This window comes from Micromonospora sp. bgisy143 (genome assembly GCF_057708145.1).
Genome location: NZ_JBYIRN010000026.1, coordinates 15,755 through 42,442 on the forward strand (window position 1 = coordinate 15,755; position 26,688 = coordinate 42,442).

Genomic DNA, 26,688 nt, shown 5'->3' on the forward strand with positions numbered 1-26,688 from the left:
CGCCGCAGGGCACGCCGGTCCGGATCGCGATGTCCCGCGCTCAGGCGCCGCCGCCCGGCGCGTCCGCGCCGGTGTCGTCGGACGCCCGCGAAGCGGGCACCACGGGTCGGCTGGTCGACGCCGGCGCGGCCACCGCCCCGGCGTCGTCGACGGGTGCCGCGGTGGCCGGGGCGGAGGTGTCCGCCGACCGGGTGGCGACCGACCAGACATCCCGCTCCGGCGCCGGCTGAGAATCATGCCCGGTGCGGGTGGCATCGCGCCACACGTGCTCGTCGACGGCCTCGGCCGACCGGGCGGTCGGGGCGGCCCAGGGGGCCCCGTGGTCGTCGCTCGCGGTGGGCGTCGCCTGCGACGACGCGGACGGCTCCGGCACGGTGGTCGCGGGCGGCTCCGGCGGCGCGAACGCGCGGAGCAGGCTGGCCACGCCGGCGGCGAGGTCACCCGCGCCGGTGGCGAGGCGTTCGGCGAATTCCGGACTCGGATCGCGTAACGCGGCGATGCCACGACAGACCGGGCAGACGCAGCATTCGGCCGAACCGGTGGCGAAACCACCACCGACCCGGTCGCCGCCGCCCGGAGCGGCACTGTGACCGAGGACACCGGCCACCATGCCGCCCAACGGGCCGAACGCGCCGCCCGCCGACCCGCTGGCGGCCAGGCGCGCCCCCGCGAGCAGGGCGGCCACCAGACGCTCCGCCTCTTCCCGGGCCGAACCCGGGTCCGTTCCGCCCACCTTCGGCTCCTCTACCCTGCCGCCGGACGCGTCACTGCGCCGCACCGGGTGCTTCTACCCGGCGCTTGAGCTGCTTCAACGCGGTGTCCATGATCATCTTTTCGGCCTTGCGGCGAAACATGCCGAGCATCCCCACGGACAGCTCGACCTCCAGCGTGTACGTCACCGTGGTGGTCCCGTCCGGGTTCGCCACCAGGTCGTACGAGCCACGCTGACTCTTCTGCATCTTCGAGGGGGCGACCAGGTGCCACTCGACCCGGGACAGGTCCTCGGCGTACTCGTAGGCGAGCACGTACTCGTCGGCCATCACCCCGGCGTCGATGGTGAAACGCACCTGGCTGGCGTAGCCGTCCTCGTACTCCTCGATCACCTCGGCACGGCGGACCGCCTCGGTCCACTCCGGGTAGCTCGGGAAGTCGCAGATGACCGCCGCCACCCGCTCGGGTGACGCGCCGATGATGATCGACTGGGTGGAGGAGTCCGCCATGGGGGGAGGCTACCCGGCTGACACCGCCCACACGCCGCGCCGCCCCCGCCGCGCCCTGCCTACCCCACCCCGACCACCCGCCGGGTAGGTTTCGACAGAGCCGATGCCCCTCGGGCAGGGTTCGGCCCGGCCAGTGCGAGCACGAAGGAGTGCAAGTGCGCGAGTTCTCCGTTCCGCCGATCGTCACCGTTGGCGACGCGGCCAACCTCACCGATCCGGTCTGGGACAACGCCGACATCGCGCCGGACGCCGTCCAGTTCGCCCGCGCCACCCCCGGCGCGGAGGGCGGCACCACCTGGACCGAGGTGACCTGCCTGGCGTTCCGCGACGAGGTGGCGGCCGTGGCCCGGGGCCTGATCGCCGCCGGCATCGAGCCGGGCGCCCGGGTCGCCCTGATGAGCCGGACCCGCTACGAGTGGACGCTGATCGACTACGCGATCTGGGCGGCCGGCGCGGTCACCGTTCCGATCTACGAGACCTCCAGCGCCGAGCAGGCCGCGTGGATCATCGCCGACTCCGGCGCGGTCGCCGCCGTGGTCGAGACCGGCGCGCACGCCGACCTGGTCGCCGGTGTCCGCGACCGCCTGCCCGAGCTGACAAACGTCTGGCAGATCGACCGGGGCGCGGTCGACGAGTTGGTCGGCGCCGGCGCGGCCGTCGACCCGGCCGAGGTGGAGCAGCGCCGCAAGGCCGTCCGCGCCGACGACCTGGCCACCATCATCTACACCAGCGGCACCACCGGCCGCCCCAAGGGCTGCGTGCTGACCCACCGCAACATGTACGCCGACATCGCCAACGCCGTGCCGGTGCTGCCGAACCTGTTCAACGCCGGCGCGAGCACCCTGCTCTTCCTGCCACTGGCGCACGCCTTCGCCCGGCTCATCCAGATCGGCGTGGTGCAGGCGCGGGCCACCCTCGCGCACTGCGCGGACACCAAGAACCTGGTCGGCGAGTTGCAGGAGTTCCGGCCGACCTTCGTGCTCTCCGTACCCCGGGTGTTCGAGAAGGTCTACAACGCGGCCAAGCAGAAGGCCGAGGCCGACGGCAAGGGCGGCGTCTTCGCCCGCGCCGAGCAGGTCGCCATCGCGTACAGCGAGGCGCTGGAGACCCCGCGCGGGCCGGGCCTGGCGCTGCGCGCGCAGCACGCGGTCTTCGACCGGCTCGTCTACCGCAAGCTGCGCGCCGCGCTCGGCGGACGGTGCCGCGACGCCATCTCCGGCGGCGCTCCCCTGGGCGCGCGGCTCGGTCACTTCTTCCGGGGCGTCGGCGTGACGGTCCTGGAGGGGTACGGCCTGACCGAGACGTCGCCGGCCGCCGCGGCGAACCTGCCCACCGGCACCCGGATCGGCACGGTCGGCCGGCCGCTGCCCGGCGTGACCGTCCGGATCGAGGACGACGGCGAGATCCTGATCTCCGGTGAGCTCATCTTCCAGGGTTACTGGCACAACGAGGCGGCGACCGCCGAGGCGCTCAGCCCCGACGGCTGGTTCCGCACCGGCGACCTGGGCCATCTCGACGCCGACGGTTACCTGAGCATCACCGGCCGCAAGAAGGAGCTGATCGTGACCGCCGGCGGCAAGAACGTCGCCCCGGCGGTGCTGGAGGACCAGGTCCGGGCACACCCGTTGATCAGTCAGTGCGTGGTCGTCGGGGACGCGAAGCCGTTCATCGCGGCGCTTGTCACCATCGACGAGGAGGCTCTGCCGACCTTTCTGGCGAACGCCGGGCTGCCCCCGGACACCACGGTCGAGACGCTGCGCGAGCACGAGGGCCTGCGCGCCGAGGTGCAGTCCGCCATCGACACCGCGAACCAGGCCGTGTCGAAGGCCGAGGCGATCAAGGTCTTCCGCATCCTGCCCCGCGACTTCACCGAGGCCACCGGCGAGCTGACCCCGTCGCTCAAGGTCAAACGCCAGGTCGTGCACAAGACGTACGCGGCGGAGATCGCCGACATCTACCGCGGCTGACTACGATCCGTCACGTGCCCGCATCCGTAACCGCCGCCCCGCACCCGCATCCACTCGCCGCGGCCGCCCGCCTGGTGATGCTGGCGCTGGTCGCGATCCTGACCCTGTTCGCCACCCGCGACGTCACCCAACTGTGGTGGATCGCGCTGCTGGCGGTCGCCGGGCTGCCCTCCCTGCTCGCTCCGCAGCACCGGCTGATCGGGCCGCTGAGCCGGGTGGCCGAGGTGGTGGTGCTGGGGCTGGCCGCGAGCCAGGTCGCCGCGGTCGCGTCGATCGGCGGCACGGTCGACGGGCTCGGCGCCTCCGCCGTGCTGCCCTACCTGGCGGTGCCGGTCACCGTCACCGCGCTGCGCCGCCGCTTCCGCGAGGGCGCGGCGCTGCTCGCGGTGACCGCCGGCACCCTGCTGGTCAGCGGCGCGCTCACCGAGGTCGACGGGGACCGCCAGCTCGGCCAGGTGGGTTACCTCGCGGTCTGCGCGCAGTGGCTGATCCTGGCCGCGCTCGGCCTCTACGCCGCCGGCACCCTGCACCGGGTGATGGCCGTCCGCGCCGACGGCAAGCCCCAGCCGTACGCCGAGGCCACCCGGCTGCTGACCCAACTGCGGACGGTGGCCCGGCAACTGCCCGGGGCGACCCTGGACCCGGGGGGCATCTCCGAGCACCTGATCGAGGAGCTGCGCACGGTGGCCCGGGCGGACCGGGGCGCGGTGCTGTCGGCCAGCGGTGGGGGCCGGCTCGTGGTCCTCGCCCAGGCCGGCGCGGACCGGGTGGACTGGGAGACGACGCTGGACGCGGACTCGGCGATCGCCGACGCCTGGGCCAGCCAGCAGGCCACCACCGCCGCCCGCTCGCAGTCCCGCTCGCACCGGGGCGGGGAGGTGTCCGCGCTGATCGTCCCGCTGGTCGCCGGGGTACGCACGGTGGGGCTGGTGGTGTTGGAGGCCGACGTCGCGCAGGCGTACCCGCCGCCGGTGGTGGCCCGGGTGACCGCGCTGACCCGCCCGGCCGCGCTGCGGCTGGAGGCGGCGCTGCTGTTCGACGAGGTCCGGTCGCTGGCCACCAACGAGGAGCGCCAGCGGCTGGCCCGGGAGATCCACGACGGGGTGGCGCAGGAACTGGTGATGGTCGGCTACGGCATCGACAACGCCATGGCCACCGTCTTCGACGACGCGGACGAGACCGCCGAGGCGCTGCGGACGCTGCGCGCCGAGGTGACCCGGGTGATCCAGGAGCTGCGGCTGAGCCTCTTCGAGCTGCGCAGCGAGGTGGACCGCCAGGGCGGGCTGGCCGCGGCGATCGCCGAGTACGCCCGCACCGTCGGCGCCTCGGGCGGGTTGCGGGTGCACCTGTCGCTGGACGAGTCCACGGCCCGCCTGCCGGCCGCCACCGAGGCCGAGTTGCTGCGCATCGCCCAGGAGGCGGTGACCAACGCCCGCAAGCACGCCGGGGCGTCGAATTTGTGGGTCACCTGTGAGGTGGACCCCCCGTACGCGCAAATAGAAGTGTCGGATGACGGTCAGGGGATGGCTGACCAGCGCCCCGACGGGCGGTACGGTCTTGCGATCATGGCCGAGAGGGCGGAACGTATCCGGGGCCGGTTGGAGATCAGGCCGCGGCAACCCAGCGGCACGACCGTGGCGGTGGTTCTCGGCACCTCGTCCCGGCGCGATAACGTGCGTGACAGCGCAGCACCAGAAGGGGAGTAACCCGAGGATGACCACAAGCCCGACACCGGCCACCCGCACCAAGGTCCTCCTTGTCGACGATCATGACCTGATCCGTAAGGGCCTGCGGCACGCCTTCGAGCGCGACCGCCAGTTCGAGGTCGTCGGCGAGGCCGCGACCGCGGCAGAGGGGGTACGCCAGGCCGGCGCCCTCCAGCCGGATGTGGTGATCATGGATCTTCGGCTGCCCGACGGCAGCGGCCTGGAGGCCACCCGCGCGCTGCGTAAGTCCAGCGCGTCGATGGGCATCGTGGTGCTGACCATGTACGCCGGCGACGACCAGCTCTTCGGTGCCCTGGAGGCGGGTGCGAGCGCCTTCGTGCCCAAGACCGCCCCGGCCGACGAAGTGGTGGCCGCCGCGCGGCACGCGGCCTCGTCGCCCAGCGCGTTCACCGCCGCCGACCTGGCCGAGGCGATGAAGCGTCGGCTCGCCCCCTCCGGCCCGCAGCTCTCCCCCCGCGAGGGGCAGGTGCTGCGGCTGCTCGCCGACGGGATGAGCGTGGCGGGCATCGCCAAGCAGCTCTTCGTCAGCGAGTCCACGGCGAAGACGCACATCTCCAAGCTCTACGAGAAGCTCGGCGCCGCCAACCGGGCGCAGGCCCTGATGACCGCGCTGCGACTCGGCCTGCTCGAAGCGCCGGACGCCCCGAAGTTCTAAACGCGCGCCCGTTCGTCGAAGCGCAATCGCGTGACGAAGGTCCGCGCCGGCTCGTCGCCGGTGCGGACCTTCGCGTATCGACCGACGTCCGCGACGAGTGGGCGGCACGCTATGGTCTGGCGGGTACCGCGGGGGCACAATACCCGCGCGGGCGAGGACGCCCGCGTCGTGGACTCAAGGGGTGAGCGCATGCAGCGGCCGGACTGGGCGCCCGACACCATCGACATCGAGCGCCCGAGCGTCGCCCGGATGTACGACTACTACCTCGGCGGATCGCACAACTTCGCCGCCGACCGGGCCGCCGCGCAGGCGATGGTGGCGGCGGTCCCGGAGGCGCCGCTGGCGGCGCAGGCCAATCGGGCCTTCCTGCGCCGGGCCGTCCACCACCTCGCCGAGGCCGGCGTCCGCCAGTTCCTGGACATCGGCTCGGGCATCCCCACCGTCGGCAACGTGCACGAGATCGCCCAGCGGATCGACCCGGCGTCGCGGGTGGTCTACGTGGACGTCGACCCGGTCGCGGTGGCGCACAGCCGGGAGATCCTGGCCGGCAACGACCGGGCGGCCATCGTCCAGGAGGACCTACGGCACCCGGACCGGATCCTGGCGCACCCCGACACGCGCCGGCTGCTCGACCTGAGCCAGCCGGTGGCCGTGATGATCGTGGCCGTCCTGCACTTCGTCCCCGACGACGACCGGCCGGCGGAGTTGCTGGCGACGCTTCGGGACGCGTTGGCGCCCGGCAGCTACCTGGTGCTGTCGCAGGCCAGCGACGACGGCCGCGCCAGCGAGGAGCGCGCCGAGGCCGAACGCGTCTACCGGCGTACCGACAGCCCGCTCACCATTCGCAGCCGGGCCGAACTGACCGCCCTCTTCGACGGGTTCGAGCTGGTCGACCCGGGCGTCGTCTGGGTGCCACAGTGGCGACCGGACAGTCCCGAGAGCGCGGAGGACGCCGAGCGGGCGGTCTTCATGGGCGGCGTCGGGCGACTCGGTGACTGAGTCGCCCTCGGCGGTCACCCGCCCCGGCACCTTCGCCCGCGCCTGGGCCAAGGCGGTCTCCGGTACGAGCTACCTGCCGATGACACAGGCCCAGCTCGAGGCCCTGCTACAGAGGCTCACCGGCCAGTTGGCCCAGGCGCTGCTCGCCGAGCCGTTCGACCTGCGGGCCGGGCACCGGGTCGGCGCGGAGCTGGTCGCCGCGCACATCGCGTCCGCCGAGGGGTTGGGCCGTACCGTCGAGGTGATCCAGCTCCGGCTGGTACGGGACCTGGGACTGGTGGCCGAGGACGTCGAGGACCGGATGGCCCGACTGCTGGCCGCCGTGGCGACCGGTTACGCCCGCGCGTTGCGGGACCGCACGCTCGACGAGCAGGAGTCCATCCGGCGCGCCGCCATGATGGCCCGTACGCAGGCCGAACGGGCGCTGCGGGCCAGCGAGGCGCGGTTCCGCCACCAGGCCACCCACGACCCGCTGACCGATCTGCCCAACCGGACGCTGTTCACCGAGCGGCTCACCGCGGCGCTCAACGAGCCGGGCCGGGGCGCCCAGCGGGTCGGAGTGTGCTTTCTGGACCTGGACCGCTTCAAGGTGGTCAACGACAGTCTCGGGCACCAGGTCGGCGACCGGTTGCTGACCACCGTGGCCGACCGGCTGCGCGAGGCCCTCGGTGAGCACCTGGTGGCCCGTCTCGGTGGGGACGAGTTCGTCATCCTGGTCGAGGGCGCGGGCGGCACCGACGCGGTCGTGGAGGTGGCCGAGGCCGCGCTCGCCGCGGTCCGCACGCCGGCGGTGGTCGACGGGCACGAACTCCAGGTCACGGCGAGCATCGGCATCGTCGAGCGGCAGGTGGCCGGTGCCAGTCCGAGTGACCTGATGCGGGCCGCCGACAGCACGCTGCACTGGGCGAAGTCGGCCGGTGGGGCGCGCTGGGCGCTCTACGACGCCGAACGCAACCGCCGCGAGCTGGCCCGGTACGCCCTGTCGGCGGCCATCCCGGCCGCGCTGGAGCGGGGCGAGTTCTACCTCGACTACCAGCCCCTGACCTCGCTGCGCGACGGTCGGCTGCTCGGCGTGGAGGCGCTGGTCCGCTGGCGGCACCCGGAGTTGGGGGTGCTGCGGCCGGACAGCTTCATCGCGCTGGCCGAGGAGACCGGTCTGATCGTGCAGCTGGGCGGGTGGGTGCTCGCCGAGGCGTGTCGGGAGGCGGAGGCGTGGTCGGCGGGCGGCGCGCAGGCGCCGTTCGTGAGCGTCAACCTGGCTGTCCGGCAGGTGCACCGGCCCGGCCTGGTGGGCGAGGTCCGTGCGCTGCTGAACCAGACCGGCCTGCCACCCGAACGACTCCAGTTGGAGATCACCGAGAGCACCATGATGAGCAGCGCCAAGGAGCCCGTCCGGGCGCTACGGGTGCTGGCCGATCTGGGCGTCCGCATCGCCATCGACGATTTCGGCACCGGCTACAGCAACCTGGCGTACCTGCGGGATCTGCCCGTCACCGAGCTGAAGGTGGCCGGCGAGTTCGTGGCCGGCCTGCGGTCGCCGGCGGTGGGGCGTACCGACGAGCGGATCCTCGCCTCGCTGGTGTCGCTGGCGCACGCGCTCGACCTCACCGTGACGGCCGAGGGGGTGGAGACCGCCGGGCAGGCCGAACGGCTGCGGGCGATCGGCTGCGACGCCGCCCAGGGCTGGCACTTCGGCCGTCCGGCCCCCGCCGATCGCATCCTGGCCCGCATCCGCTGACCCGTCCGCGCGCTTCGCCCGCTCCGGCGGCAGCGTGCATCGCCGGCACCGCGCGTAGACAGCGTCTACGGGGAGCTGGTAGACACTGTCTATGAGCGAGGAGGAGGCCGGGGTCCGGGCCCGGCTGGTGGCCGCCGGGGTCGACCTGGTGCTGCGCGAGGGCCAGTCCGCGGTGTCCCTGCGGGAGATCGCCCGAAGGGCGGGCGTGTCGCACGGCGCTCCGCGCCGCTACTTCCCCACCCACGTCGACCTGCTCTCGGCCATCGCTCGGGAGGGCTTCGCCGACCTCACCGCCCGGGTGGAGCGGACGATGCACGCGGCCGGCCCGGAGCCGCGTACCCGACTGGTCGCGTTGGCCCGGACGTACCTGGACTTCGCCGCGGCCCACCGCGGCATGTTCGAGCTGATGTTCCGCCACGACCTGCTGGCCAGCGGGCGACTGCGGCTACGCGAGACGAGCCTGCCGCTGTTCACCCTGCTGACCGACCTGGTTGCCCGGACCCCCCGGCCGTCCGACACGCCCGCGCCGCTGGTGGCCGGCGCGCTCTGGGCCAACCTGCACGGCATCGCCCAGCTCTGGGCCTGGGGCAGCCTCCCGCTGGCCACCGGCGTCGACGACGACCACCCCGTGCTGCGGGCCGCGCTCGACGCGCACCTCGGCCCCGCGCAGACCTGAACCGGAGAAGACGTGCCCCTGCTGTACGACCTCAGCAAACTGACCGTCGGATCGGCCCTGCGGCTGGGTTGGCGACCCCGCGTCGAAGGGCTGGAGCACCTGCCCCGCCAGGGTGGGGCGATCCTCGCCAGCAACCACCTGTCCGTCGCCGACGAGGTGTTCCTCGCCTGCCTGACGCCCCGACACGTCACCTTCTGGGCCAAGGCCGAGTACTTCACCGGCAGCTGGCTCAGCCGACGGATCGTGGCCGGCATGGGCGCCATCCGCGTCGAGCGGGCCGGCGGCCGGGCCGCCCTCACCGCCCTCGACGCCGCCGTGCCGGTGCTGCGCGCCGGCGGTCTCGTCGCCATCTACCCGGAGGGCACCCGGTCCCCCGACGGGCGGCTCTACCGGGGACGGGTCGGCATGACCCGACTGGCCCGCGACGCCGAGGTGCCGATCATCCCGGTCGGCGTGCTGGGCACCGCCGAGGTGCTGCCGGTCGACGCGCGGATCCCCCGCCGGCACCCGGTCACCCTGCGGTTCGGCCCGGCGATCCCGGTCGCCGACCGGATCACCGGGCCACGCGACATCCGGACCATCACCGACGAGGTGATGGCCGCGATCCAACGGCTCACCAACCAGGAGTACGTCCCCCGCCACGCCCCGCCCCGGCAGACGGGTCCGTGAACTAGCCGGCCAGCAGGGCCGCCATCCGCTGCGCCTGCGCCTCCCAGCGCCACTCCCGCTCCACCCACGCCCGGCCGGCCGCGCCGAGTTGCCGGGCCAGATCCCGGTCGGCGAGCAGCCGGGCGACCCGGTCGGCGAGCTGAGCGACGTCCCGGCCACGGACCACGTACCCGGTCTCGCCCTCCCGGACCGCGTCCGGCGCGCCGCCCGAGTCACCGGCCACCACCGGCAGACCGGTCGCGGACGCCTCCAGGTAGACGATGCCCAGCCCCTCCACGTCCAGGCCGCGGTTGCGGGTGCGGCAGGGCATGGCGTAGACGTCGCCGGCCGCGTAGTGCGCGGGCAGGTCGGCCGTCGGCACCGAGCCGGTGAAGACCACGTCCCGCTCGACGCCCGTCTGGCGGGCCAGCTTCTCCAGGGTGGCCCGGTACGGCCCGCCGCCGACGATCAGCAGCGCCGCGTCGGGCACCCGGCGGCGGATCTCCGGCAGTGCCCGGATCAGCATGTCCTGGCCCTTGCGCGGCACGAGCCGGGACACACAGACCACCACCGGCCGGTCGGTCAGCCCCAACCGGGCCCGGACCGGCTCGCCGTCCACCGACGGGTGGTAGGTGTCCACGTTCACGCCGGGCGCGAGCCGCCGCAGGTCGGTCACCCCGGCCAGCACCCGGGCCAACCGGGTGCGGGTGTACTCGCCGAGGTAGGTGGTCACGTCGACGCCACGCCCGATGCGCCGCAGCGCCGGCCGGGCGGCCGGCAGCGCCGCCCAGCCGACCTCGTGGCCGTGGGTCTGCGCCACCACCCGGCGTACGCCCGCCCGCCGGCGCAGACCGGCGGCGAGCAGGCCCAGCGGGGCCGCCGCGCCGAACCAGACGGTGTCGCAGTCGTACGCGCGGGCGAGCCGGGCCGCCCGCCGGGCGATCAGCGGGGTGGGCAGCAGCACCCGGGTGCGTTCCCGGATCACCTCGAACGGCTGGTCGGCGTCGAACTTTTCCGCGCCGCGCCAGCTCGACGCGTAGACGACCACCGACCCGGCCGGCTGACGCACGGCGAGGTTGTGCACGAAGGACTGGATGCCACCCGGACGGGGCGGGAAGTCGTTGGTGATCAGCAACGTGCGGCTCATCGGCGGGCCTCCCGGGCGTACGCGCGGGCGGCGGCCATCCGCTCCACGGTGGACGGATGCGAGGCCGAGTAGAGGTACTCCCAACGCGGCGGGTCGGGGTCACCCAGGTTGACCGAGCCGAGACGGCGCTGCATCGACTCGAAGGCCACCGGGTCGCCGGTGAGCGCGAGCGCGTGCGCGTCGGCCCGCGCCTCGACCCGGCGCGACACCAGCGCCTGCGCCGGGGTGGTGACCAGACCGGCCACCGTGACCAGGGCGATCACCAGCGGAAACGCGCGTGGATGGGCGATCGAGTCGACGCCGGCCAACCGCAGCAGCAGCCCCGACGAACCGAGCAGGTAGAGGGCCACCACCATGGCGGCGGCACCCAACGCCCCGGTCAGCGTGCCCACCGCCACGTCGGAGTCCTTCGCGTGGCCCAGCTCGTGTGCCACCACGGCCGTCACCTCGGCGGGGGTGGCCTCGCGCAGCAGCGTGTCGTAGACGACCACCCGGCGGGTCGGGCCGAGACCGGAGACGTACGCGTTGACCGCCCTGGTCCGCCGCGACGCGTCGGCGACGAGCACGTCGCGCACCGGCACCCCGTCGCGGGCGGCCATGCTCATCAGCTCGGTACGCAACGGGCCCTGCTCCATCGGGGTGAACTTGTTGAACACCGGCTCCACCAGCACCGGCAGGACGAACGACAGCAGCACCACCAGCAGGGCCGCGCCCGCCGCGCCGAGTGCCCACCACCAGCGTGGCGCGAGCCGGATGACCAGGTAGAAGCCGAACAGCGCCAGCGCACCGATCACGGCGCTCACCGCGTACGACTTGAGCAGGTCGACGGCCCAACCGCTCCACCCGTTGGTGCTGAGCCCGTAGCGGGTCAGGACGGTCTGCCGCCAGGCGGAGAACGGGAGGGTGAGCAGGTCGGCGACGAGCACCACGGCGAGGCCGCCGAGCACCGCCTGGGCGATCCAGTGCCCACCGAACGGCCGGCCCACCAGCTCGACCAGGCGGCTGCCCAGCGGGGTGAGACCGAGCGCGAGAGCGATCAGCAACCCCACGCCGAGCGCGGCGTAGCTGCCGGGGCGCAGCGCGGCGCGGAACTCACGCCCCCTGGCCACCTGCTCGGCCGGTAGGTCCCGCAGCGCGGCGAGTTGGTCGGCACGGGGCGCCGGGGGCCGGTGCCAGGGGATGAACACCGCGACGGTCACCAGCAGGGCCAGCGTCAACCCGGCCAACGTCAGCAGCGCCCAGCCACGCGGGCTCACCGCGGCACCGCCGACGGCTGAGGCTGCCGCCGCGCGGCGCTCTCCCACCGCGAGGTCGCGGGGCCCTGCCCTGCGGCGTTGCCACGCACCGCGCCGACGGGCCCGCCGTGCTCGCGTCGCACCCCGCTCATCCCGCCGCTCCTTCTGCCGTGACCGCCCATCCTATGGCCCTCCAGAAGCCCGCTTCGGGGGCGGTGTCGCCCTGCGCCGACCCGTCCCGCGAACGGCCCGTGGCCGCCGTTCAGGCCACCCGACGGACCCGACGTGCGGGAGCACCGGGCCGTCCGGCGGTCGCGGGCCGGGCGGCGGTGCCGGGTTGTGCGGGCGCGGCCAGCACCTCGACGTCGAAGCCGGCCCGGGCGAGCACCTCGATCGCCTCGACCTCGGCGGCCACCAGCCCGGCCGCCGGGGACGTCTCGTCGAACAGGGCGGTCAGCGGGCAGCCGGAGCAGCCGTCGGCCCGCTTCGCGCACCCGTCGCAGTCGATGAGCATCACGCCTCCTGATCGCTCGCGGTGCGCGATCGACACCCTGTCGTCGTCACCCGAGCACCGTCGGTCACATCGACGCTATCCACCGGGTACGACAGAACCGCCCGTTGAGGGCTAGATCGACTCCAGATCAGCGAAATCGGGGTATCCCGAACGCCCGGACACCCCGATTTCGCCGAACTCGTGTCGATCACGCCTTCCGCAGCAACCGAAGTTGGCCGACCTCGGCGGCGTTCTTCATCAGCTCGGCGTTCACCCAGGCGATCATGTGGGCGACAGTGTGTACGGGGTCGTCCTGCCACGGGAACGGCGCGGTGGCGTCCAGGTCGGCGTCGCTGAGCTGATCCAACGCCGCCAACCAGGCGATGCGGAGGTCACGCAGCCACGCCGTCGTCCTGTCGCCGTCCCCGGGCCAGTCGATCTCGGTTCGCTCCCGTGGCGTACGCCCCTGGGCATGGTCGATGGCGACCGTCCACCACCAGCCGATGTGCCAGGTGATCCACCCGATCGTCGGGACGGGGATCGGGTCGGGTTCGGTGTCTGCCCAGTCCGGCGTCCACCTGCCGTCGGCATCCGGGCGTACCGTCCAGCAATGCGTGGCGGGCTCCCAGAGGAAGTCCGCCGGCTCCAGGCGTTCGAGGTGGTACTCGAACAGCGACCAGGTCAGGTCGAACTGCCAACGCAGCACATCAAGACGGGATGCAGGCACCAGGCGACCTTGCCACACCCGCATTTTCGGGTCGAACGGGATTCCTACCCCGATCGGCAACCCGCGATCCGGCCGCCGGCGCTGACGCGCCGACGGCCGGATCCGACGGTCACGGGTAGTACACCCGAGGGCTGGTGAAGATGCCGTGCAACGTTCCGCTGCACGTGTACACCTCGACCACCGCCACGGCGGAACCCTTGAAGTTGTTCATCACGTTGACGTTGCGGCTGATCGGCCCGAACCGGCCGGTCCGGTTGAGGTCGTAGTAGATCCAGGAGGTGTTGCCGTTGTTCGTGGTCCGCAGCTGGAGGTACGCCACGCACCGGGACTGGTCCGGCGTGGCGTTCATGTAGAAGTCACCCACCACGGTCTGGTTGGAGCCCTGGTACGAGATGCACGAGCTGATCGGGTAGGCCCCGGTGCAGCCGCCCCCGGAGGCCGCCTGGGCCGCCGTCGGGGCGACCAGGAGCGCCGCCAGTGTGACGACCATGCCGAGGATGGTGCCCAGCAGTCGTTTTCCCATGTCGTTCGCCTGCCTTCGTCCGGTGCCCGACGGTGCCGGGCGGATGCGGACACCGTCGCCGACCGGACCTGCCGGAACCTCGCCGAATTCCTGCCCGCCCGACGATCCGGCCGCCGCACGTCGACCGTGCCTTGCGACGTCCTCCTACGGTGGGGCCGTGACCAGCGGGGGCGGGCAGGACGGCCGAGGGCTGTCAGGTGACTGACGAGGATGACCCTTCTCGGTCGGAGCATCCGCGTCGCCGAGCGACGCCACGGCGGAGGACCAGATCGGCGAAGCGACGCGTCACGGTGGTGGCGGTGATCGTCTGTGCCCTCGCCATGGCGATCGGGCTGGTCGCGAGGTGGCCGCGCGGCGACACCGACGGAACCGTGGCGGACAAGGACCAGGTCTCCACGACGGCCTGCAACCGTAAGGGCCAGTTGTGCCGCCTACGAACCTGCTACCGGATCACCTACGTGACCGACAGCGGCCGAAGCAGGAAGTCGTGCGTGCAGAAGAGCCGCTACGACCGCGTCCGCATCGGTGACCGCTTCTCGGGATAGCGCGCCCGCGGCGACCTCTGGCGAGCGGTCAGGAACGGGCGAGGCGGCGCAGCAGCGAGTCGGCCCCCAGCGGGTACGCGCCGTGCCGGCGCACCCCGTCGGCGACCTCGCGGTCGGACGAGACCACGACCACCGGACGGCCGGCCGGCTCGGCGCGGACCAGGCGTCGGATCAGCTCGTCGGCGGTCTCGCCCTTGCGGGAGAAGAGCACCCGTACGCCGCGCGGGGCGGGTGGCAGCCCGTGCATCCGTTCGGCCCCGTCGAACACCACGGTGACCTCGTCGCCGGTCTGCGCGGCGATCCCGCCCAGCCCGGTGATCAGGCGCTTGCGCTGCTGTTCCAGCGACATCTCGCCGAAGCCGCGCTTGGTGACGTTGTAGCCGTCCACCACGAGGTGCGCCCGGGGCAGGGCGAGCAACTGGTCGAGCCGGGCCGGGTCGTCGGTGTCACGGGCGCGGGCGGCCGGGCCGGCCGGGGCGGCGCCGGGCTGCTCGGCGAACGCGTCGGCGACGAAGTCGGCGGGGAGCTTGTCGACCGGGTCGAGCGCCAACTCCCGGCGCAGCCCGACGGCGGCCTGGCCGATGGTCTCCAGCAGCAGCCAGAGGCGGGCGTCGTCGACCGAGCGGGCCTCCTTGGCGCTGGCCCGGGCCACCCCGGCGGCGGCCTCCGCCTCGGCGAGCCGGGCGCGGGCGCGGCGCAACTCCGCGTCGACGTCCGCGCTGGCGCGGGCGGCCCGGCCGCGTTCGGTGGCGAGGAGTTCGCTGGCCTTGCGTTCGCGGGCCTGCGTCTCGCGCAGCGTACGGGCCAGTTGGCGGGACTCCTCCCGGAGCTGACCCAACTCCTCGCGGACCCGGGCCAGCTCGTCGCGGAGCTTGTCGGCCTCGACCCGGGCCACCGCACGGTCGTGTTCGGCGCGGGTGGCCCGCTGCTCGGCCTCGCGGACCAGTTCGGCGACGACGGCGCTGTCCGCCTCGGCGCGGACCGCGGCGCCGCTGGCGTCGATCAGCTCCCGCCAGCCACGCGGCCGGGCCAGGTAGGCCAGCGCGGCCACCTCGACCGGGTCGGCGGCGGCCGGCGCGGTGCCCTCGACCACGGCCGCCCCGAGGTCACCGGCGTCGGACAGCACCCGGGCGGTGACCCGCTGCCGGAACAGCGGGTCACCGGTGAGCTGGGCGGCGATGGCCGGAGCGCCGAGCCGGGCCCGCCGGTTGGGGGCGAACTTGGCCACCCGCCGCAGCGGCACCGGCACCTCGTCGGCGGGCAACCCCGGCAGCACGGCGGCGGTCAGCGCAACGATCCGCTGACGGACCGGCTCGGGCAGCGTCGGCTCCGGCTCGACGGCCGGTTCGGGGTGATCGTCACCGGCGTCCGGATCGTTCACCGCGCCGTCGCGGACGACCGGGTCCTCCTGCGGGAGGTGGTCGTCGGGCGGCTCGGTGAGGGGCATGTGGCAAGTCTCCCACCGCTGGCGGGCCCACCGCCTGGTGAGTGAGCCGATCTCTCATCCTAGCCCCATGGTGACTGCTGGGACGGCTGCGACGGGAGTGTCGGACCGGGGCGCTAGCGTGCCGCCGATGGCACAGGCGGAGTACGTCCAGGAGTCACTTGCCGGTCTCGACCCGGCGGTGGGCGGGGTGGACCCGGCCCTGCCGCTGTACGCGACCACCTTCGTGGTGGTCGACCTGGAGACCACGGGCGGCGCGCCGGACGGCGGCGGGATCACCGAGATCGGCGCGGTCAAGGTGCGCGGCGGCGAGGAGCTGGGGGTGCTGGCCACCCTGGTCAACCCGGGGCAGCCGATCCCGCCGTTCATCACCGTGCTGACCGGGATCACCCAGGCCATGCTGTTGCCGGCCCCGCCGATCGAGCAGGTGCTGCCCAGCTTCCTGGAGTTCATCGCCGACGCCGTGCTGGTGGCCCACAACGCCCCGTACGACGTGGGTTTCCTCAAGGCGGCCTGCGCCAGGCACGGTTACCGCTGGCCCAACCCCCGGGTGCTGGACACGGCGGCGTTGGCCCGGCGGGTGCTGACCCGCGACGAGGTGCCCAACCGCAAGCTGGGCACCCTGGCGGCGTACTTCCGCACGTCCACCCAGCCCAACCACCGGGCGCTGGACGACGCCAGGGCCACCGTCGACGTGCTGCACGGCCTGATCGGCCGCCTCGGTGGGCACCGCGTCGACACGGTCGGCGACGCCATCGAGTTCGCCCGGGCGGTCACCCCGACCCAGCGCCGCAAACGGCACCTGGCCGAGGGGCTGCCCAAGGTCCCGGGCGTGTACATCTTCCGGGCCGCCGACGACCGGCCGCTCTACGTCGGCACGTCGGGCGACATCGCCACCCGGGTACGCAGCTACTTCACCGCCGGCGAGAAGCGCGCCCGGATCTCCGAGATGCTGGCCGCGGCCGAGCGGGTCGAGGCCGTGGAGTGCGCGCACTCGTTGGAGGCGGAGGTGCGCGAGCTGCGGTTGATCGCCGCGCACGCGCCGCCGTACAACAGGCGGTCGAAGTACCCGGAGCGGATGGTCTGGCTCAAGCTGACCGACGGGCCGTACCCCCGGTTGTCGATCGTGCGCGAGATCTCCCCCACCGACACCGCCTACCTCGGGCCGTTCACCTCCCGGCGGGCCGCGGAGCTGGCCGCCGCCGGCTTCCACGACGCGGTGCCGCTGCGCCAGTGCACGCACCGGCTCTCGCTGCGCACCGTCACGCCGGCCTGCGCGCTGGCCGAGCTGGGTCGCTGCCCGGCGCCCTGCGAGCACAAGATCACCCCCGAGGAGTACGACCACCGCGCCGTCGACCCGTTCCGCACCGCCACCGCGAGTGACCCGCAGCCGGTGGTGGACGCGCTGCTGGCCCGGATCGACGTGCTCGCGGCCGACCAGCGGTACGAGGAGGCCGCCGTGGTGCGGTCCCGGCTGGCCGCGGTGCTGCGCGCCACGGTGCGGATGCAGCGGTTGGCGGCGCTGACCGGGATCGCCGAGCTGGCGGCGGCCCGCCCGGCCGCCCGGGGCGGCTGGGAGCTGGCCCTGGTACGGCACGGCCGGCTGGCCGGCGCCGGGGTGTCCCCGCCGGGTGTCCACCCGCGACCGACCCTGACCGCCATCCGGGCCACGGCCGAGACGGTGGCGGGCGGGCACGGGCCGGTGCCGTCGGCCACCGCCGAGGAGTCCGAGCGCATCCTGTCCTGGTTGGAGCGGCCGGAGACCCGGCTGGTCGAGATGTCGTCCGGTTGGTCCTCACCGGCGGGCGGCGCGGGCCGCTTCCGTGACCTGCTGGCGAAGGCCGAGGGCGGGGCGTCGCACCAACTCTCGACCGAACGCTCATGACCAACTGACCGATCGGACTACGTCGACTCGCTTAGGCTGTTAAGGAAGTGCAGTCCTGCCCGTTTCGTGGGCCTGCTCCCGTTCACCGGGTAGGGTGACCGCGGAGCCGGGGTGAGGAGGTGTCCCTCGTGGACGTCGACGCCGGACACGGCGCCGCCCTGGGGGGCGCCCTGCCAACCCAGTCGGGCGAGCTGCCCCTGACCCGCCGACTGCGGTCGTTGCTCACCTGGCCGACCACCGACTCCGACCCGGTGACCCACCTGGTCCGCACCCATCGGGGCATCCACGCCGGTGCCGACCCGGCGGTGCTGCGCCGGGCGTACACGATCGCGGAGAACATGCACCGCGGTCAGTTCCGCAAGAGCGGTGAGCCGTACATCACCCACCCCCTCGCGGTGGCGCAGATCTGCGCCGAGCTGGGCATGGACACCACCACCCTGGTCGCGGCGCTGCTGCACGACACCGTCGAGGACACCCGCTACACCCTGCAGGCGCTGGCGGAGGACTTCGGCCACGAGGTGGCCCACCTGGTCGACGGTGTGACCAAGTTCGACAAGGCGTTCTACGGCAAGGCGGCCGAGGCGGAGACGATCCGCAAGATGATCGTCGCGGCCGCCAAGGACGTCCGGGTGCTGATCATCAAACTGGCCGACCGGCTGCACAACATGCGGACGCTCGGGGTGCGCTCGGCGGCCTCCCGGGAGCGGATCGCCCGCAAGACGCAGGAGGTCCTGGTCCCGCTCTGCGACCGTCTGGGCATCCAGACCCTCAAGCGTGAGCTGGACGACGTGGTGCTGCTGCACCTGGAGCCCGACGAGCACGCCCGGCTGGCCCGGCACGTGCACGACCGGCCCGGCTGGGACACCTACCTCGACGCCGTGGTCAGCCGCGCCCGGGTCGCGCTCAAGCGCAGCCGGGTCGACGCCGAGGTGAGCCCGCGTCCCCGGCACCTCTACTCGATCTGGAAGGACACGGTCGCCGGCGGCCACACCGCGCCGTACGACCTGCCCCGCATCTCGGTGGTGGTCGACGGCCCGGCCACCGACTGTTACGCGGCGCTGGGCGCGATCCACGGCACCTGGCGGCCGATACCGGGCCGCTTCAAGGACTTCATCGCCTCGCCGAAGAACAACCTCTACCGCTCGCTGCACACCAGCGTCTGCGGCCCGCAGGACCGTACGGTGGAGGTGCTGATCCGCACGGAGGAGATGCACCGCTCGGCCGAGTACGGCATCGCCGCCGACTTCCGCTTCCCACGCTCGGGCCGCGGCAGCGCGGCGGCCCGAGCCGAGCAGTTGGACTGGCTGCGCCGGGTGCTCGACTGGGAGCCGGAGGCCGCCGACCCGGCGCAGTTCTACGAGTCGCTGCGCTGCGATCTCGCCGAGGGCCAGATCCAGGTCTTCGCCGACGGCCGTCAGGTGGTGCTGCCGGCCGGCGCCACGCCCGTCGACCTGGCGTACGAGCTGGGCAGCCATCGCGGTGACCACTGCCTGGCCGCCCGCATCAACGGCCGGCTCGCGCCGCTGAGCTCGGAGCTGGACGAGGGCGACGTGGTGGAGATCTTCACCGAGAACGACGCCGACAACGGCTTCGAGGCCGCCGCCGCGCCGCGCGGTCCGCGCAAGGAGTGGCTGGGCTTCGTCAAGTCGCCGCACGCGCAGATGCAGATCAACAGGTGGTTCGCCGAGCACACCGAGCCGGGCATCACGATCAGCGACAAGGTACGCCTCGGTCGAGCCACCATCGGTCTCGCCCTGCGCCAGCACAACCGGGGCCTGGCCAGCGACCTGCCGCTGCTGCGGCTCTCCGAGGAGTTGGGCTACCCCGACCTGGAGACCCTGCTGGTCGCGGTCTTCGACCGGGTGATCGAACCGGACGCCGTGGTACGCCAGCTCATCGACCTCGTCGACCATCGACAGTGACTCCGGCAGCCCCAGCGCGTCCGAAGGACATTCGTGACCACTAGCCTGGGGTCATGATCCCCCGTTCCCGCGCCACCGGTCGGGCCGTCTTCTACCAGGCCTTCTACCGGCTGCCGCTGCCGGTCCGCCGGCGTCTGGTCCGGCTCGCCGTCCCGAAGTACATCGTCGGCGCGGTCACCCTGGTCCGTGACAGCGAGGCGACGGGCGCGGGTCGGTTGCTGATGCTGCGCCAGCCTCCCGGCAAGGGCTGGTCGCTCCCTGCCGGCCTACTCAACCGGGGTGAGCCTCCGGTCGTGGGCGCGGCCCGTGAGCTGTTCGAGGAGTCCGGCATCCGACTGCCGCCGTCCCGGCTGCGTCCCGCCGTGCCGAACGCGATCGTGCACGCCAAGGGCTGGGTGGACATGGTCTTCGAGACGGAGGTGCCGGCGTCCCGCACCGAGCTGGTGGTGGACGGCGGGGAGGTCTTCGAGGCCGCCTGGCACCCGCTGGACGACCTGCCCAAGCTGACCTGGCCGACGGCACGGCTGCTCGCCTACTACGACATCGGGCCGTTGGCCGGGCAGTTCCCGCCGCCGGTGCCCGACACCGCGCCATGACCGGGGCGGGCTGGCCGGCCGACGTGTGCGCGGTCGTGCTCGCCGCGGGCGAGGGCACCCGGCTGCGCCCGCTCACCGAACGGGTGCCCAAGGCGCTCTGCCCGGTCGGTAACGTGCCGCTGCTGGACCGGGCCCTGGAGCGGGTGGCCGGTCTGGGCCTGACCGGTCCCGCACGGGTCGCGGTGAACGCCTGCTACCTCGCCGACCAGGTGGTCGCACACGTCGGCGACCGCGCCCACCTGTCGGTGGAGCCCGGCGACCCGCTCGGCACCGCCGGCGGGGTGGCTAACCTGCGGGACTGGATCGACGGCCGACCGGTCCTGGTCGGCAACGCCGACGCGTACCTGGCCGATCCGGCCACCGCGCCGGGCCCCGACGTGGCCGCGCTGCTGGACGGCTGGGACCGGGACTCCGTACGCCTGCTCGGGCAACCCGCCGCCGACCCGGACGCGCCGGGCACCTTCGCCGGGCACTGCTTCACCGGCTTCTCCCTGCTGCCCTGGCGACTGGTCCGCGACCTGCCGGTGGTCTTCTCCGACCTGGTACGCGCAGTGTGGCGTCCGGCGGAGGCGGCCGGAGCGCTGGACGTGGTGCCGTACCCGGGCACCTTCTACGACACCGGCACGCCGGCCGACTACCTCGCCGCCAACCTGCACGCGGCGGCCGGCGGCGCCCTCGTCGACGGGTCCGCCACGGTGACCGGGAGCTGCGTCGAGTCGGTCGTCGGCGCGTACGCCCGGGTGGACGGCGACGTACGGCGCAGCGTGATCTGGCCGGGCGCGACCGTACGCGACGGCGAGCGGCTGCGGAACGTGATCCGCTTCGGCGACGACGGTACGGTGCGGGTCTAGCATGGGCGACGACGCCGACGAACGGAGAAATGTCCCGTGATCACCGCCATCGTGCTGATCGACTGCGCCACCGACGCGATCCCCGAGGTGGCCGACGCCCTGGCCAACGTCTCCGGCGTCAGCGAGGTCTACTCGGTGGCCGGGCACGTCGACCTCATCGCCATCGTCCGGGTCCGCGAGTTCGACCAGATCGCGCAGGTCATCGCGGGCAGCATCTCCAAGGTGCCGGGTGTGCTGAACACCGAGTCGCACATCGCGTTCCGGGCGTACTCGAAGCTGGACCTGGAGGAGACGTTCGCGATCGGCCTCGCGGACGCCGACTGACCCGCAGGCCGTGGGCGCGGCCGGGGCGGAACGCGACGCGGCCGGTCCACCCCGCGCGGGGTGGACCGGCCGTCGCGCTACCGCGAGATCAGCTCTCGCTGGGAGCGGGCCGCTCGGTGGTGCCGAGGCCCGGCTCCGGCGACTCGGTGATCCCACCACTCGGCGCCGGCGACTCGGTGACGCCACCCGGAGCCGGCGACGAGGTGCCCGGGCTGGGCGTGCCGCTGGCGCTGGTCTGCGGGACCGGGATGCCCAACTGGTTGGCCAGCTGGACCAGCTCGTCGTAGTGCGCCTGCAGCGTCGGCAGGGCCGTCTGGGCCAACTGGACCACCGACTGCTCGGAGCCCTGCGAGATCTCCGTCTGGGTGGCCTGGATGGCCTGGACGTGACCGGCCAGCTCACTGGTCACCCAGAGCCGGTCGAACTCCGCGCCACTGACGTTGTTCAGCTTGTCGATGACCGCCTGCTGATCGGCCGTGGGCTCGTTCGGCAGCTGGACGTTGAGCTGCGACGCGGTCTGCTGCACCGTCTGGTCCAGCTGGGTGTGGTCGGTCTTGAACATCGCGCCCAGGTCCTTGACCCCCTGGTTCTGGCCCTTCTGCTGCGCCAGGTCACCGGCGGTGATCTCGAAAAGGTTCACCTGGTGCACCGCCTGCAGGTACTGGGTGTCCTGCGTCGACGGCTGTGCCGCTGCCTGCGCGGCCGCGGCCGGCGCGACGCCGACCAGCACCAGCGCGGCCAACAGGCCGAGGCGTTTGAGACCCAACATGCTTCCCCCCCTTGAGACGTTGGACCGCACGGATACCCGGCTCACCGGGGTTATTCCTGCGATCGCCCGACGCGCGGGGTCGACCGGTCCCGCCGTGCCCGTCCGACTCCTGCTCGGTTGGGCGGCGGGGCTGCCAGAACGACGTGACGCCCGCCGGAAGTCCGGCGGGCGTCACATGACGGTGCTGTCGGGAGGTCAGCGGCGGCTCTCGCCGCTGCCGATCTCCGCGCGGTCTGCACGGGGCTCGACCGGCGGGTGACCCGGCGAGACCGGCGCCTCGACCGGCTTCTCGATCGGGTAGAAGAAGCCCCGGACCGCCGGGCCGAGAGCCCCGAGCCGGTTCATCTTCTTCGGCACCACCCAGCCGGCGTACTCCAGCTCACCGTGGCCGTCCGCGTGCCCGTTCGACGCGCTGAGCGGCTGGTGGACCTCGACGAACCGACCGTCCGGCAGACGCCGGATGATGCCGGTCTCCACGCCGTGCGCGAGCACCTCCCGGTCGTGCTGCTGCAGACCGAGGCAGAGCCGGTAGGTGACGTAGTACGCCAGCGGCGGGAGCACCAGCAGGCCGATCCGGCCGGCCCAGGTCATCGCGTTCAGGCTGATCTGGAACTTGTCGGCGATCACGTCGTTGGCGCCCGAGAGCGTCAGCACGATGTAGAAGGCGACGGCCATGGCGCCCACGGCCGTACGGGCCGGAACGTCGCGGGGCCGCTGGAGCAGGTTGTGGCTCTTGCGGTCCTTGAGGTGCCGGGCCTCCAGGAACGGGTACATCGTCGACAGGCCGACCAGGATGCCGGGCAGCACGACCGTCGGCCAGAACAGCGGCGGGATGACGTACCCGTCGCCGATCGGGATGTTGATCTCCCACGCCGGCATGAGTCGGGTCGACCCGTCGAGGAACATGACGTACCAGTCGGGCTGGCTGGCGGCCGAGACCACCCACGCCTCGTACGGGCCGAACAGCCAGATCGGGTTGATCTGGAACAGACCGCCCAGCAGCGCGATGACGCCGAAGACGACCATGAAGAAGCCGCCCTGCTTCAACGCGTAGCGGGGGAACATCCGCTCGCCGACCACGTTGTTGTTGGTCCGGCCGGGGCCGGGCCACTGGGTGTGCTTCTGCTTGAAGACCAGACCCAGGTGGACGCTGATCAGCGCGAGCAGCAGGCCCGGGATCAGCAGGACGTGGGCGATGAAGAACCGGCTGATGATGATCGTGCCGGGGAACTCGCCACCGAAGATCGACGACGTGAGCCAGGAGCCCACCACCGGGATGGACAGCATGATCGCGGAGGCGATCCGCAGACCGGTGCCGGACAGGCCGTCGTCCGGCAGCGAGTAGCCGGTGAAGCCCGCCAGGAAGCCGACCCAGAACAGCAGCGAGCCGATGATCCAGTTGGTCTCGCGCGGCTTGCGGAAGGCGCCGGTGAAGAACACCCGCAGCATGTGCACGACGATCGCGGCCATGAACAGCAGCGCCGCCCAGTGGTGCATCTGCCGCATCACCAGACCGCCCCGGACGTCGAACGACAGGTCCAGGCTGGAGGCGTACGCGGCGGACATCGGCGTGCCCTGCAACGGCGCGTAGCTGCCGTCGTAGACCACCTCGGTCATCGCCGGCTCGTAGAAGAAGGTGAGGAACACACCGGTCAGCAGCAGGACGATGAACGAGAAGAGCGCGATCTCGCCCAGCAGGAACGACCAGTGGTCCGGGAAGACCTTGTTCAGCAGCTTGCGCAGCGGCGTGGCTACCGCGAAGCGGTCGTCCACCCCCGCCGCGGCCTTGCCCGGCGTGGCCGCCAGGTCAAACTTTCGACGCTTCATGGCCGCTCCCAGAAGTCAGGCCCGATGGTCTCGGTGTAGTCGGACTTCGCCACGAAGAAGCCCTCGGAGTCGACCTCGATGGGCAACTGCGGTAGCCGCCGGCTGGCGGGGCCGAAGACGGGCTTGGCGTTGTCGGTGATCAGGAACTGGGACTGGTGGCACGGGCAGAGCAGCCGGTTGGTCTGCTGCTCGTACAGGCTCGCGGGGCAGCCGGCGTGCGTGCAGATCTTGGAGAACGCCGCGTAGTTGCCCCACATGTAGTCACCGTGACCGACGTCGGGACGCGAGTTGGCCTCGCGGGACTTCTGGGCGTCCGAGTCCCGCAGGTGGATCAGCAGCGTCGGCGAGTCGGCGTGCCGGTTGCTGACGCCGTGCTCGATGCCCGGGAACACCGTCAACTGACCACCGACGCTGACGTCCGCCGGGCGTACCGGTCGGCCGTCCTCGCGGACCAGGCGGATCTTCTGCCCGTTCTCGGTCGGGGCGAACCCGGTGGTGAACATCTGGTTGTTCTTGTGCGGCTGGGAGATCAGCCCACCGACCAGAGGGGCCGCGGCGACCGCGGCGACCGGCGCGAGACCGGCCAGCAGCGAGATGCCGAGCAGCGGACGACGCTTGATGCCCATCTCGTCGGCCAGGTAGAGCATGGTCTGGCCGGTGATGGTGCGACCCTCGGAGTCGACCTGACCCTCGTGCCGGTCCTGGATCGAGACCTCCTTGGGCAGCAACTTCTTGCCCCAGGTCAGGATGCCGAAGCCGACGGCGAGCAGGGCCACGCCGAGGGTGGCGCCCAGCAGCGGCGTGTAGAACTTGTCGCCGCCGCGGCCCGGCTCGTACTGCCACGGCCACCAGATGTAGATGGCCAGGAAGGCGGTCGCGGCCAGACCGGTGATCAGGAAGAACCCGGCCACCACGCGGGTCAGCCGACGCTCCGCCTTGGTGCCCGGCAGCACCTGCGGCTCGTAGTGGACGATCTCGATGTCGTCCCGACGCGCGCCCTCACGGACGATGTCGAACCGGCTCAGCCTGGGGTCGTTCACGTCGAGCGGCTCCGGACCCCGGGGGGCCTGGTGCTCGGTGTGCGTGCTCATGCCGTCACCTCGCTACGGGTGGCGCCGAGCGGCACCACGGCGGTGAAACTGAAGATCCGCTCGGTCACGACTTACCCGCAATCCACAGGCTAGCGAACACGAGCGCCACGATGCCAACCAGGAAGATCGCCAGGCCCTCGGTGGACGGCCCGTACCGACCGAGGTTGAACCCGCCCGGGTCCTGGTCGGTCTTCAGCGTCTCCTGGATGTAGGCGATGATGTCGGCCTTCTGCTCCGGCGTGATCTGGTTGTCGCCGAACACCGGCATGTTCTGCGGGCCGCTCAGCATCGCCGCGTAGATCTGCCGGTCGGTCGCCGGGTGCAGGCTCGGGGCGAACTTGCCCGAGGAGAGCGCGCCGCCGCCACCGCCGAAGGCGTGGCACTGCGAGCAGTTGATCCGGAACAGCTCGCCGCCGGCCGCGACGTTGCCACTCTTGTGCAGGTCGTCGTCGGTGCCCGGGACGACCGGACCGCCGCCGAGTTCCTGGATGTACTGGGCGAGCTGCCGGGTCTGCTCGTCGGTGAAGACCGGGGGCTTGCGGTGCGCCTGGGCCTCCTGCCGGGCCAGCGGCATGCGGCCCGAGCTGACCTGGAACTCGACCGAGGCCGCGCCGACGCCGATCAGGCTCGGCCCGCGGCCCTCGACGCCCTGGGCGTTGCGTCCGTGGCAGGTCACACAGCTCACGTCGAACAGCGCCTTGCCCTCGGCTGCGGCGCCGGTGAGCGGCGGATTGTCCTGCGCCTGCGCACCGGGGGCGAAGACGGTGTAGGCGCCGCCGGCGAGCATCAGCGCCGCGATCAGCCGGACCGCGGCGCCCAGCCGGCGGCGGCCCCTGCTGCGCGCGGCGGACCGCCCGCGCAACCGCGCGAGCAGGCCGCGTCGGCGGTCGTTGTCAGAAGTCATGAGCTGTGTCCTTAACCGGTTGGACCTTGTCTCAGGGGACGGAGCAGCGGCGCGGTTCGTGACGCGCCAAGATCACTGAAGCCAGTAGATCATGGCGTACAGGCCGATCCACACGACGTCGACGAAGTGCCAGTAGTACGACACGACGATCGCCGAGGTCGCCTGCGCCGGGGTGAACCGGCCCATGGTCGTGCGGACCATGAAGATGATGAAGGCGATGAGACCGCCGGTCACGTGCAGGCCGTGGAAGCCGGTCGTCAGGTAGAACATCGAGCCGTAGCCGTCGGCGTTGATCTTGACGCCGTCCTCCACCAGGTGGCGGTACTCGTTCACCTGGCCGAGCACGAAGATCAGGCCCATCACGAAGGTGACGGTGAACCAGCGACGCAGCGCGTGCACGTCACCCTTCTCCGCCGCGAAGACGCCGAGCTGGCAGGTCACCGAGGACAGCACCAGGATCACCGTGAAGGTGGTCGCGTACGGGATGTTCAGCGACTCGGTGTGCTTCTCCCACTGCTCCGGCGCAGCCGCGCGGATCGAGAAGTACATCGCGAAGAGCGCCGCGAAGAACATGAGTTCGCTGGAGAGCCACACGATCGTCCCCACGCTGACCATGTTGGGTCGCGTCAGAGAGTGGATCCGGCTCTTGTCAATGGCTGGGGCCGCAGTCACGCCGTCATTATTGCCCCTGACCGGGGCCGGCGATCAGCGGGGTGGCAAACCTGCGCCTTCCGTGGCCCGGGCGTCAGGGTCCGGTTCGCCTGGCCTAGCCTGA

General features: G+C 72.5%; 26 protein-coding genes. 13 read left to right on the forward strand and 13 right to left on the reverse strand.

Going from position 1 to position 26,688, the window contains the following annotated elements; genetic code table 11:
• Positions 1-40 precede the first annotated feature (40 nt).
• Positions 41-733, reverse strand: coding sequence for a flagellar biosynthesis protein FlhF (locus tag AC3EN4_RS25105; protein WP_435208270.1), 693 nt, complete (start codon positions 731-733; stop codon positions 41-43).
• Between the two features lie 31 nt (positions 734-764).
• Positions 765-1,220: an SRPBCC family protein gene (locus tag AC3EN4_RS25110; protein WP_435208271.1), complete on the reverse strand. Its 456-nt coding sequence runs from the start codon at positions 1,218-1,220 to the stop codon at positions 765-767.
• Between the two features lie 155 nt (positions 1,221-1,375).
• On the opposite strand from AC3EN4_RS25110, the gene AC3EN4_RS25115 reads away from it, so the two are divergent.
• The 7 genes from AC3EN4_RS25115 (at position 1,376) to AC3EN4_RS25145 (ending at position 9,651) form a co-directional block, all read left to right on the forward strand.
• On the forward strand, positions 1,376-3,187 hold the full coding sequence (locus AC3EN4_RS25115) for an AMP-dependent synthetase/ligase (protein WP_435208273.1): 1,812 nt from the start codon (positions 1,376-1,378) through the stop codon (positions 3,185-3,187).
• A 77-nt stretch (positions 3,188-3,264) separates the two neighbouring features.
• Complete coding sequence (locus tag AC3EN4_RS25120; protein ID WP_422740776.1) at positions 3,265-4,893, forward strand: GAF domain-containing sensor histidine kinase; 1,629 nt, start codon at positions 3,265-3,267, stop codon at positions 4,891-4,893.
• Positions 4,894-4,900: 7 nt separating this feature from the next.
• Positions 4,901-5,569 (forward strand): response regulator transcription factor, encoded by a 669-nt coding sequence (locus tag AC3EN4_RS25125; RefSeq protein ID WP_007072219.1) that lies wholly within the window; start codon positions 4,901-4,903, stop codon positions 5,567-5,569.
• Between the two features lie 189 nt (positions 5,570-5,758).
• Positions 5,759-6,568: an SAM-dependent methyltransferase gene (locus tag AC3EN4_RS25130; protein ID WP_422736119.1), complete on the forward strand. Its 810-nt coding sequence runs from the start codon at positions 5,759-5,761 to the stop codon at positions 6,566-6,568.
• A 79-nt stretch (positions 6,569-6,647) separates the two neighbouring features.
• Positions 6,648-8,306, forward strand: coding sequence for a putative bifunctional diguanylate cyclase/phosphodiesterase (locus AC3EN4_RS25135; RefSeq protein ID WP_422740777.1), 1,659 nt, complete (start codon positions 6,648-6,650; stop codon positions 8,304-8,306).
• Positions 8,307-8,397: 91 nt separating this feature from the next.
• Positions 8,398-8,982 carry a TetR/AcrR family transcriptional regulator gene (locus AC3EN4_RS25140; protein ID WP_435208276.1) on the forward strand — a complete coding sequence of 195 codons (585 nt, stop codon included), beginning with the start codon at positions 8,398-8,400 and terminating at the stop codon, positions 8,980-8,982.
• A 12-nt stretch (positions 8,983-8,994) separates the two neighbouring features.
• A complete protein-coding gene (locus tag AC3EN4_RS25145) occupies positions 8,995-9,651 on the forward strand; it encodes a lysophospholipid acyltransferase family protein (RefSeq protein WP_435208278.1) in 657 nt (218 codons plus the stop codon).
• A 1-nt stretch (position 9,652) separates the two neighbouring features.
• Here AC3EN4_RS25145 and AC3EN4_RS25150 read toward each other — a convergent pair whose 3' ends face one another.
• The 5 genes from AC3EN4_RS25150 to AC3EN4_RS25170 all read right to left on the reverse strand — a co-directional run bounded on the left by AC3EN4_RS25150 (position 9,653) and on the right by AC3EN4_RS25170 (position 13,755).
• A complete protein-coding gene (locus tag AC3EN4_RS25150) occupies positions 9,653-10,777 on the reverse strand; it encodes a glycosyltransferase family 4 protein (RefSeq protein WP_435208280.1) in 1,125 nt (374 codons plus the stop codon).
• Complete coding sequence (locus AC3EN4_RS25155) at positions 10,774-12,033, reverse strand: M48 family metallopeptidase (RefSeq protein WP_422736123.1); 1,260 nt, start codon at positions 12,031-12,033, stop codon at positions 10,774-10,776. Before AC3EN4_RS25155 ends, AC3EN4_RS25150 begins: the two co-directional genes overlap by 4 nt.
• A gap of 241 nt (positions 12,034-12,274) precedes the next feature.
• Positions 12,275-12,526, reverse strand: a complete 252-nt coding sequence (locus AC3EN4_RS25160; RefSeq protein ID WP_435208283.1) for a hypothetical protein — start codon at positions 12,524-12,526, stop codon at positions 12,275-12,277.
• A 187-nt stretch (positions 12,527-12,713) separates the two neighbouring features.
• Entirely contained in the window at positions 12,714-13,232 is a 519-nt protein-coding gene (locus tag AC3EN4_RS25165; protein ID WP_435208285.1) for a DinB family protein, read from the reverse strand.
• A gap of 109 nt (positions 13,233-13,341) precedes the next feature.
• Entirely contained in the window at positions 13,342-13,755 is a 414-nt protein-coding gene (locus tag AC3EN4_RS25170; protein WP_435208286.1) for a hypothetical protein, read from the reverse strand.
• A 299-nt stretch (positions 13,756-14,054) separates the two neighbouring features.
• On the opposite strand from AC3EN4_RS25170, the gene AC3EN4_RS25175 reads away from it, so the two are divergent.
• The gene (locus AC3EN4_RS25175) at positions 14,055-14,300 is read left to right on the forward strand and encodes a hypothetical protein (RefSeq protein WP_435208287.1); all 246 of its coding nucleotides are present in this window, start codon (positions 14,055-14,057) and stop codon (positions 14,298-14,300) included.
• A 28-nt stretch (positions 14,301-14,328) separates the two neighbouring features.
• Here AC3EN4_RS25175 and AC3EN4_RS25180 read toward each other — a convergent pair whose 3' ends face one another.
• Entirely contained in the window at positions 14,329-15,747 is a 1,419-nt protein-coding gene (locus AC3EN4_RS25180) for an NYN domain-containing protein (RefSeq protein ID WP_435208289.1), read from the reverse strand.
• Between the two features lie 127 nt (positions 15,748-15,874).
• Here AC3EN4_RS25180 and AC3EN4_RS25185 point away from each other — a divergent pair, with 127 nt between their 5' ends.
• The 5 genes from AC3EN4_RS25185 (at position 15,875) to AC3EN4_RS25205 (ending at position 21,322) form a co-directional block, all read left to right on the forward strand.
• Complete coding sequence (locus tag AC3EN4_RS25185) at positions 15,875-17,629, forward strand: DEDD exonuclease domain-containing protein (RefSeq protein WP_435208291.1); 1,755 nt, start codon at positions 15,875-15,877, stop codon at positions 17,627-17,629.
• Positions 17,630-17,757: 128 nt separating this feature from the next.
• Positions 17,758-19,551: a RelA/SpoT family protein gene (locus AC3EN4_RS25190; protein ID WP_422740778.1), complete on the forward strand. Its 1,794-nt coding sequence runs from the start codon at positions 17,758-17,760 to the stop codon at positions 19,549-19,551.
• A 53-nt stretch (positions 19,552-19,604) separates the two neighbouring features.
• Positions 19,605-20,147, forward strand: coding sequence for an NUDIX hydrolase (locus tag AC3EN4_RS25195; protein WP_422736130.1), 543 nt, complete (start codon positions 19,605-19,607; stop codon positions 20,145-20,147).
• Complete coding sequence (locus AC3EN4_RS25200) at positions 20,144-20,998, forward strand: sugar phosphate nucleotidyltransferase (RefSeq protein ID WP_435208292.1); 855 nt, start codon at positions 20,144-20,146, stop codon at positions 20,996-20,998. Before AC3EN4_RS25195 ends, AC3EN4_RS25200 begins: the two co-directional genes overlap by 4 nt.
• Positions 20,999-21,034: 36 nt before the next feature.
• Entirely contained in the window at positions 21,035-21,322 is a 288-nt protein-coding gene (locus AC3EN4_RS25205; RefSeq protein WP_422736132.1) for an Lrp/AsnC family transcriptional regulator, read from the forward strand.
• Between the two features lie 88 nt (positions 21,323-21,410).
• Here the strand turns inward: AC3EN4_RS25205 and AC3EN4_RS25210 are convergent, their stop codons facing one another.
• The 5 genes from AC3EN4_RS25210 to ctaE all read right to left on the reverse strand — a co-directional run bounded on the left by AC3EN4_RS25210 (position 21,411) and on the right by ctaE (position 26,585).
• A complete protein-coding gene (locus tag AC3EN4_RS25210; protein ID WP_435208294.1) occupies positions 21,411-22,091 on the reverse strand; it encodes a DUF4142 domain-containing protein in 681 nt (226 codons plus the stop codon).
• A gap of 195 nt (positions 22,092-22,286) precedes the next feature.
• Positions 22,287-23,918: a cytochrome bc1 complex cytochrome b subunit gene (gene qcrB / locus AC3EN4_RS25215; protein WP_435208295.1), complete on the reverse strand. Its 1,632-nt coding sequence runs from the start codon at positions 23,916-23,918 to the stop codon at positions 22,287-22,289.
• On the reverse strand, positions 23,915-25,009 hold the full coding sequence (gene qcrA, locus AC3EN4_RS25220) for a cytochrome bc1 complex Rieske iron-sulfur subunit (protein ID WP_435208297.1): 1,095 nt from the start codon (positions 25,007-25,009) through the stop codon (positions 23,915-23,917). Before qcrA ends, qcrB begins: the two co-directional genes overlap by 4 nt.
• 64 nt (positions 25,010-25,073) lie before the next feature.
• Positions 25,074-25,913: a cytochrome bc1 complex diheme cytochrome c subunit gene (qcrC, locus tag AC3EN4_RS25225; protein WP_435208299.1), complete on the reverse strand. Its 840-nt coding sequence runs from the start codon at positions 25,911-25,913 to the stop codon at positions 25,074-25,076.
• A gap of 72 nt (positions 25,914-25,985) precedes the next feature.
• Positions 25,986-26,585 carry an aa3-type cytochrome oxidase subunit III gene (gene ctaE, locus AC3EN4_RS25230; protein ID WP_355236426.1) on the reverse strand — a complete coding sequence of 200 codons (600 nt, stop codon included), beginning with the start codon at positions 26,583-26,585 and terminating at the stop codon, positions 25,986-25,988.
• Between the last annotated feature and the right edge of the window lie 103 nt (positions 26,586-26,688).

Coding starts and splice junctions, on each gene's coding strand:
- AC3EN4_RS25210 (WP_435208294.1), bottom strand. CDS start 22,091: ATGTTGGGTCTCAAACGCCTCGGCCTGTTGGCCGCGCTGGTGCTGGTC.
- AC3EN4_RS25160 (WP_435208283.1), bottom strand. CDS start 12,526: ATGCTCATCGACTGCGACGGGTGCGCGAAGCGGGCCGACGGCTGCTCC.
- AC3EN4_RS25150 (WP_435208280.1), bottom strand. CDS start 10,777: ATGAGCCGCACGTTGCTGATCACCAACGACTTCCCGCCCCGTCCGGGT.
- AC3EN4_RS25200 (WP_435208292.1), top strand. CDS start 20,144: ATGACCGGGGCGGGCTGGCCGGCCGACGTGTGCGCGGTCGTGCTCGCC.
- AC3EN4_RS25135 (WP_422740777.1), top strand. CDS start 6,648: ATGACACAGGCCCAGCTCGAGGCCCTGCTACAGAGGCTCACCGGCCAG.
- AC3EN4_RS25185 (WP_435208291.1), top strand. CDS start 15,875: ATGGCACAGGCGGAGTACGTCCAGGAGTCACTTGCCGGTCTCGACCCG.
- qcrA (WP_435208297.1), bottom strand. CDS start 25,009: ATGAGCACGCACACCGAGCACCAGGCCCCCCGGGGTCCGGAGCCGCTC.
- AC3EN4_RS25195 (WP_422736130.1), top strand. CDS start 19,605: ATGATCCCCCGTTCCCGCGCCACCGGTCGGGCCGTCTTCTACCAGGCC.
- AC3EN4_RS25120 (WP_422740776.1), top strand. CDS start 3,265: ATGCTGGCGCTGGTCGCGATCCTGACCCTGTTCGCCACCCGCGACGTC.
- qcrB (WP_435208295.1), bottom strand. CDS start 23,918: ATGAAGCGTCGAAAGTTTGACCTGGCGGCCACGCCGGGCAAGGCCGCG.
- AC3EN4_RS25110 (WP_435208271.1), bottom strand. CDS start 1,220: ATGGCGGACTCCTCCACCCAGTCGATCATCATCGGCGCGTCACCCGAG.
- AC3EN4_RS25125 (WP_007072219.1), top strand. CDS start 4,901: ATGACCACAAGCCCGACACCGGCCACCCGCACCAAGGTCCTCCTTGTC.
- AC3EN4_RS25140 (WP_435208276.1), top strand. CDS start 8,398: ATGAGCGAGGAGGAGGCCGGGGTCCGGGCCCGGCTGGTGGCCGCCGGG.
- qcrC (WP_435208299.1), bottom strand. CDS start 25,913: ATGACTTCTGACAACGACCGCCGACGCGGCCTGCTCGCGCGGTTGCGC.
- AC3EN4_RS25180 (WP_435208289.1), bottom strand. CDS start 15,747: ATGCCCCTCACCGAGCCGCCCGACGACCACCTCCCGCAGGAGGACCCG.
- AC3EN4_RS25130 (WP_422736119.1), top strand. CDS start 5,759: ATGCAGCGGCCGGACTGGGCGCCCGACACCATCGACATCGAGCGCCCG.
- AC3EN4_RS25170 (WP_435208286.1), bottom strand. CDS start 13,755: ATGGGAAAACGACTGCTGGGCACCATCCTCGGCATGGTCGTCACACTG.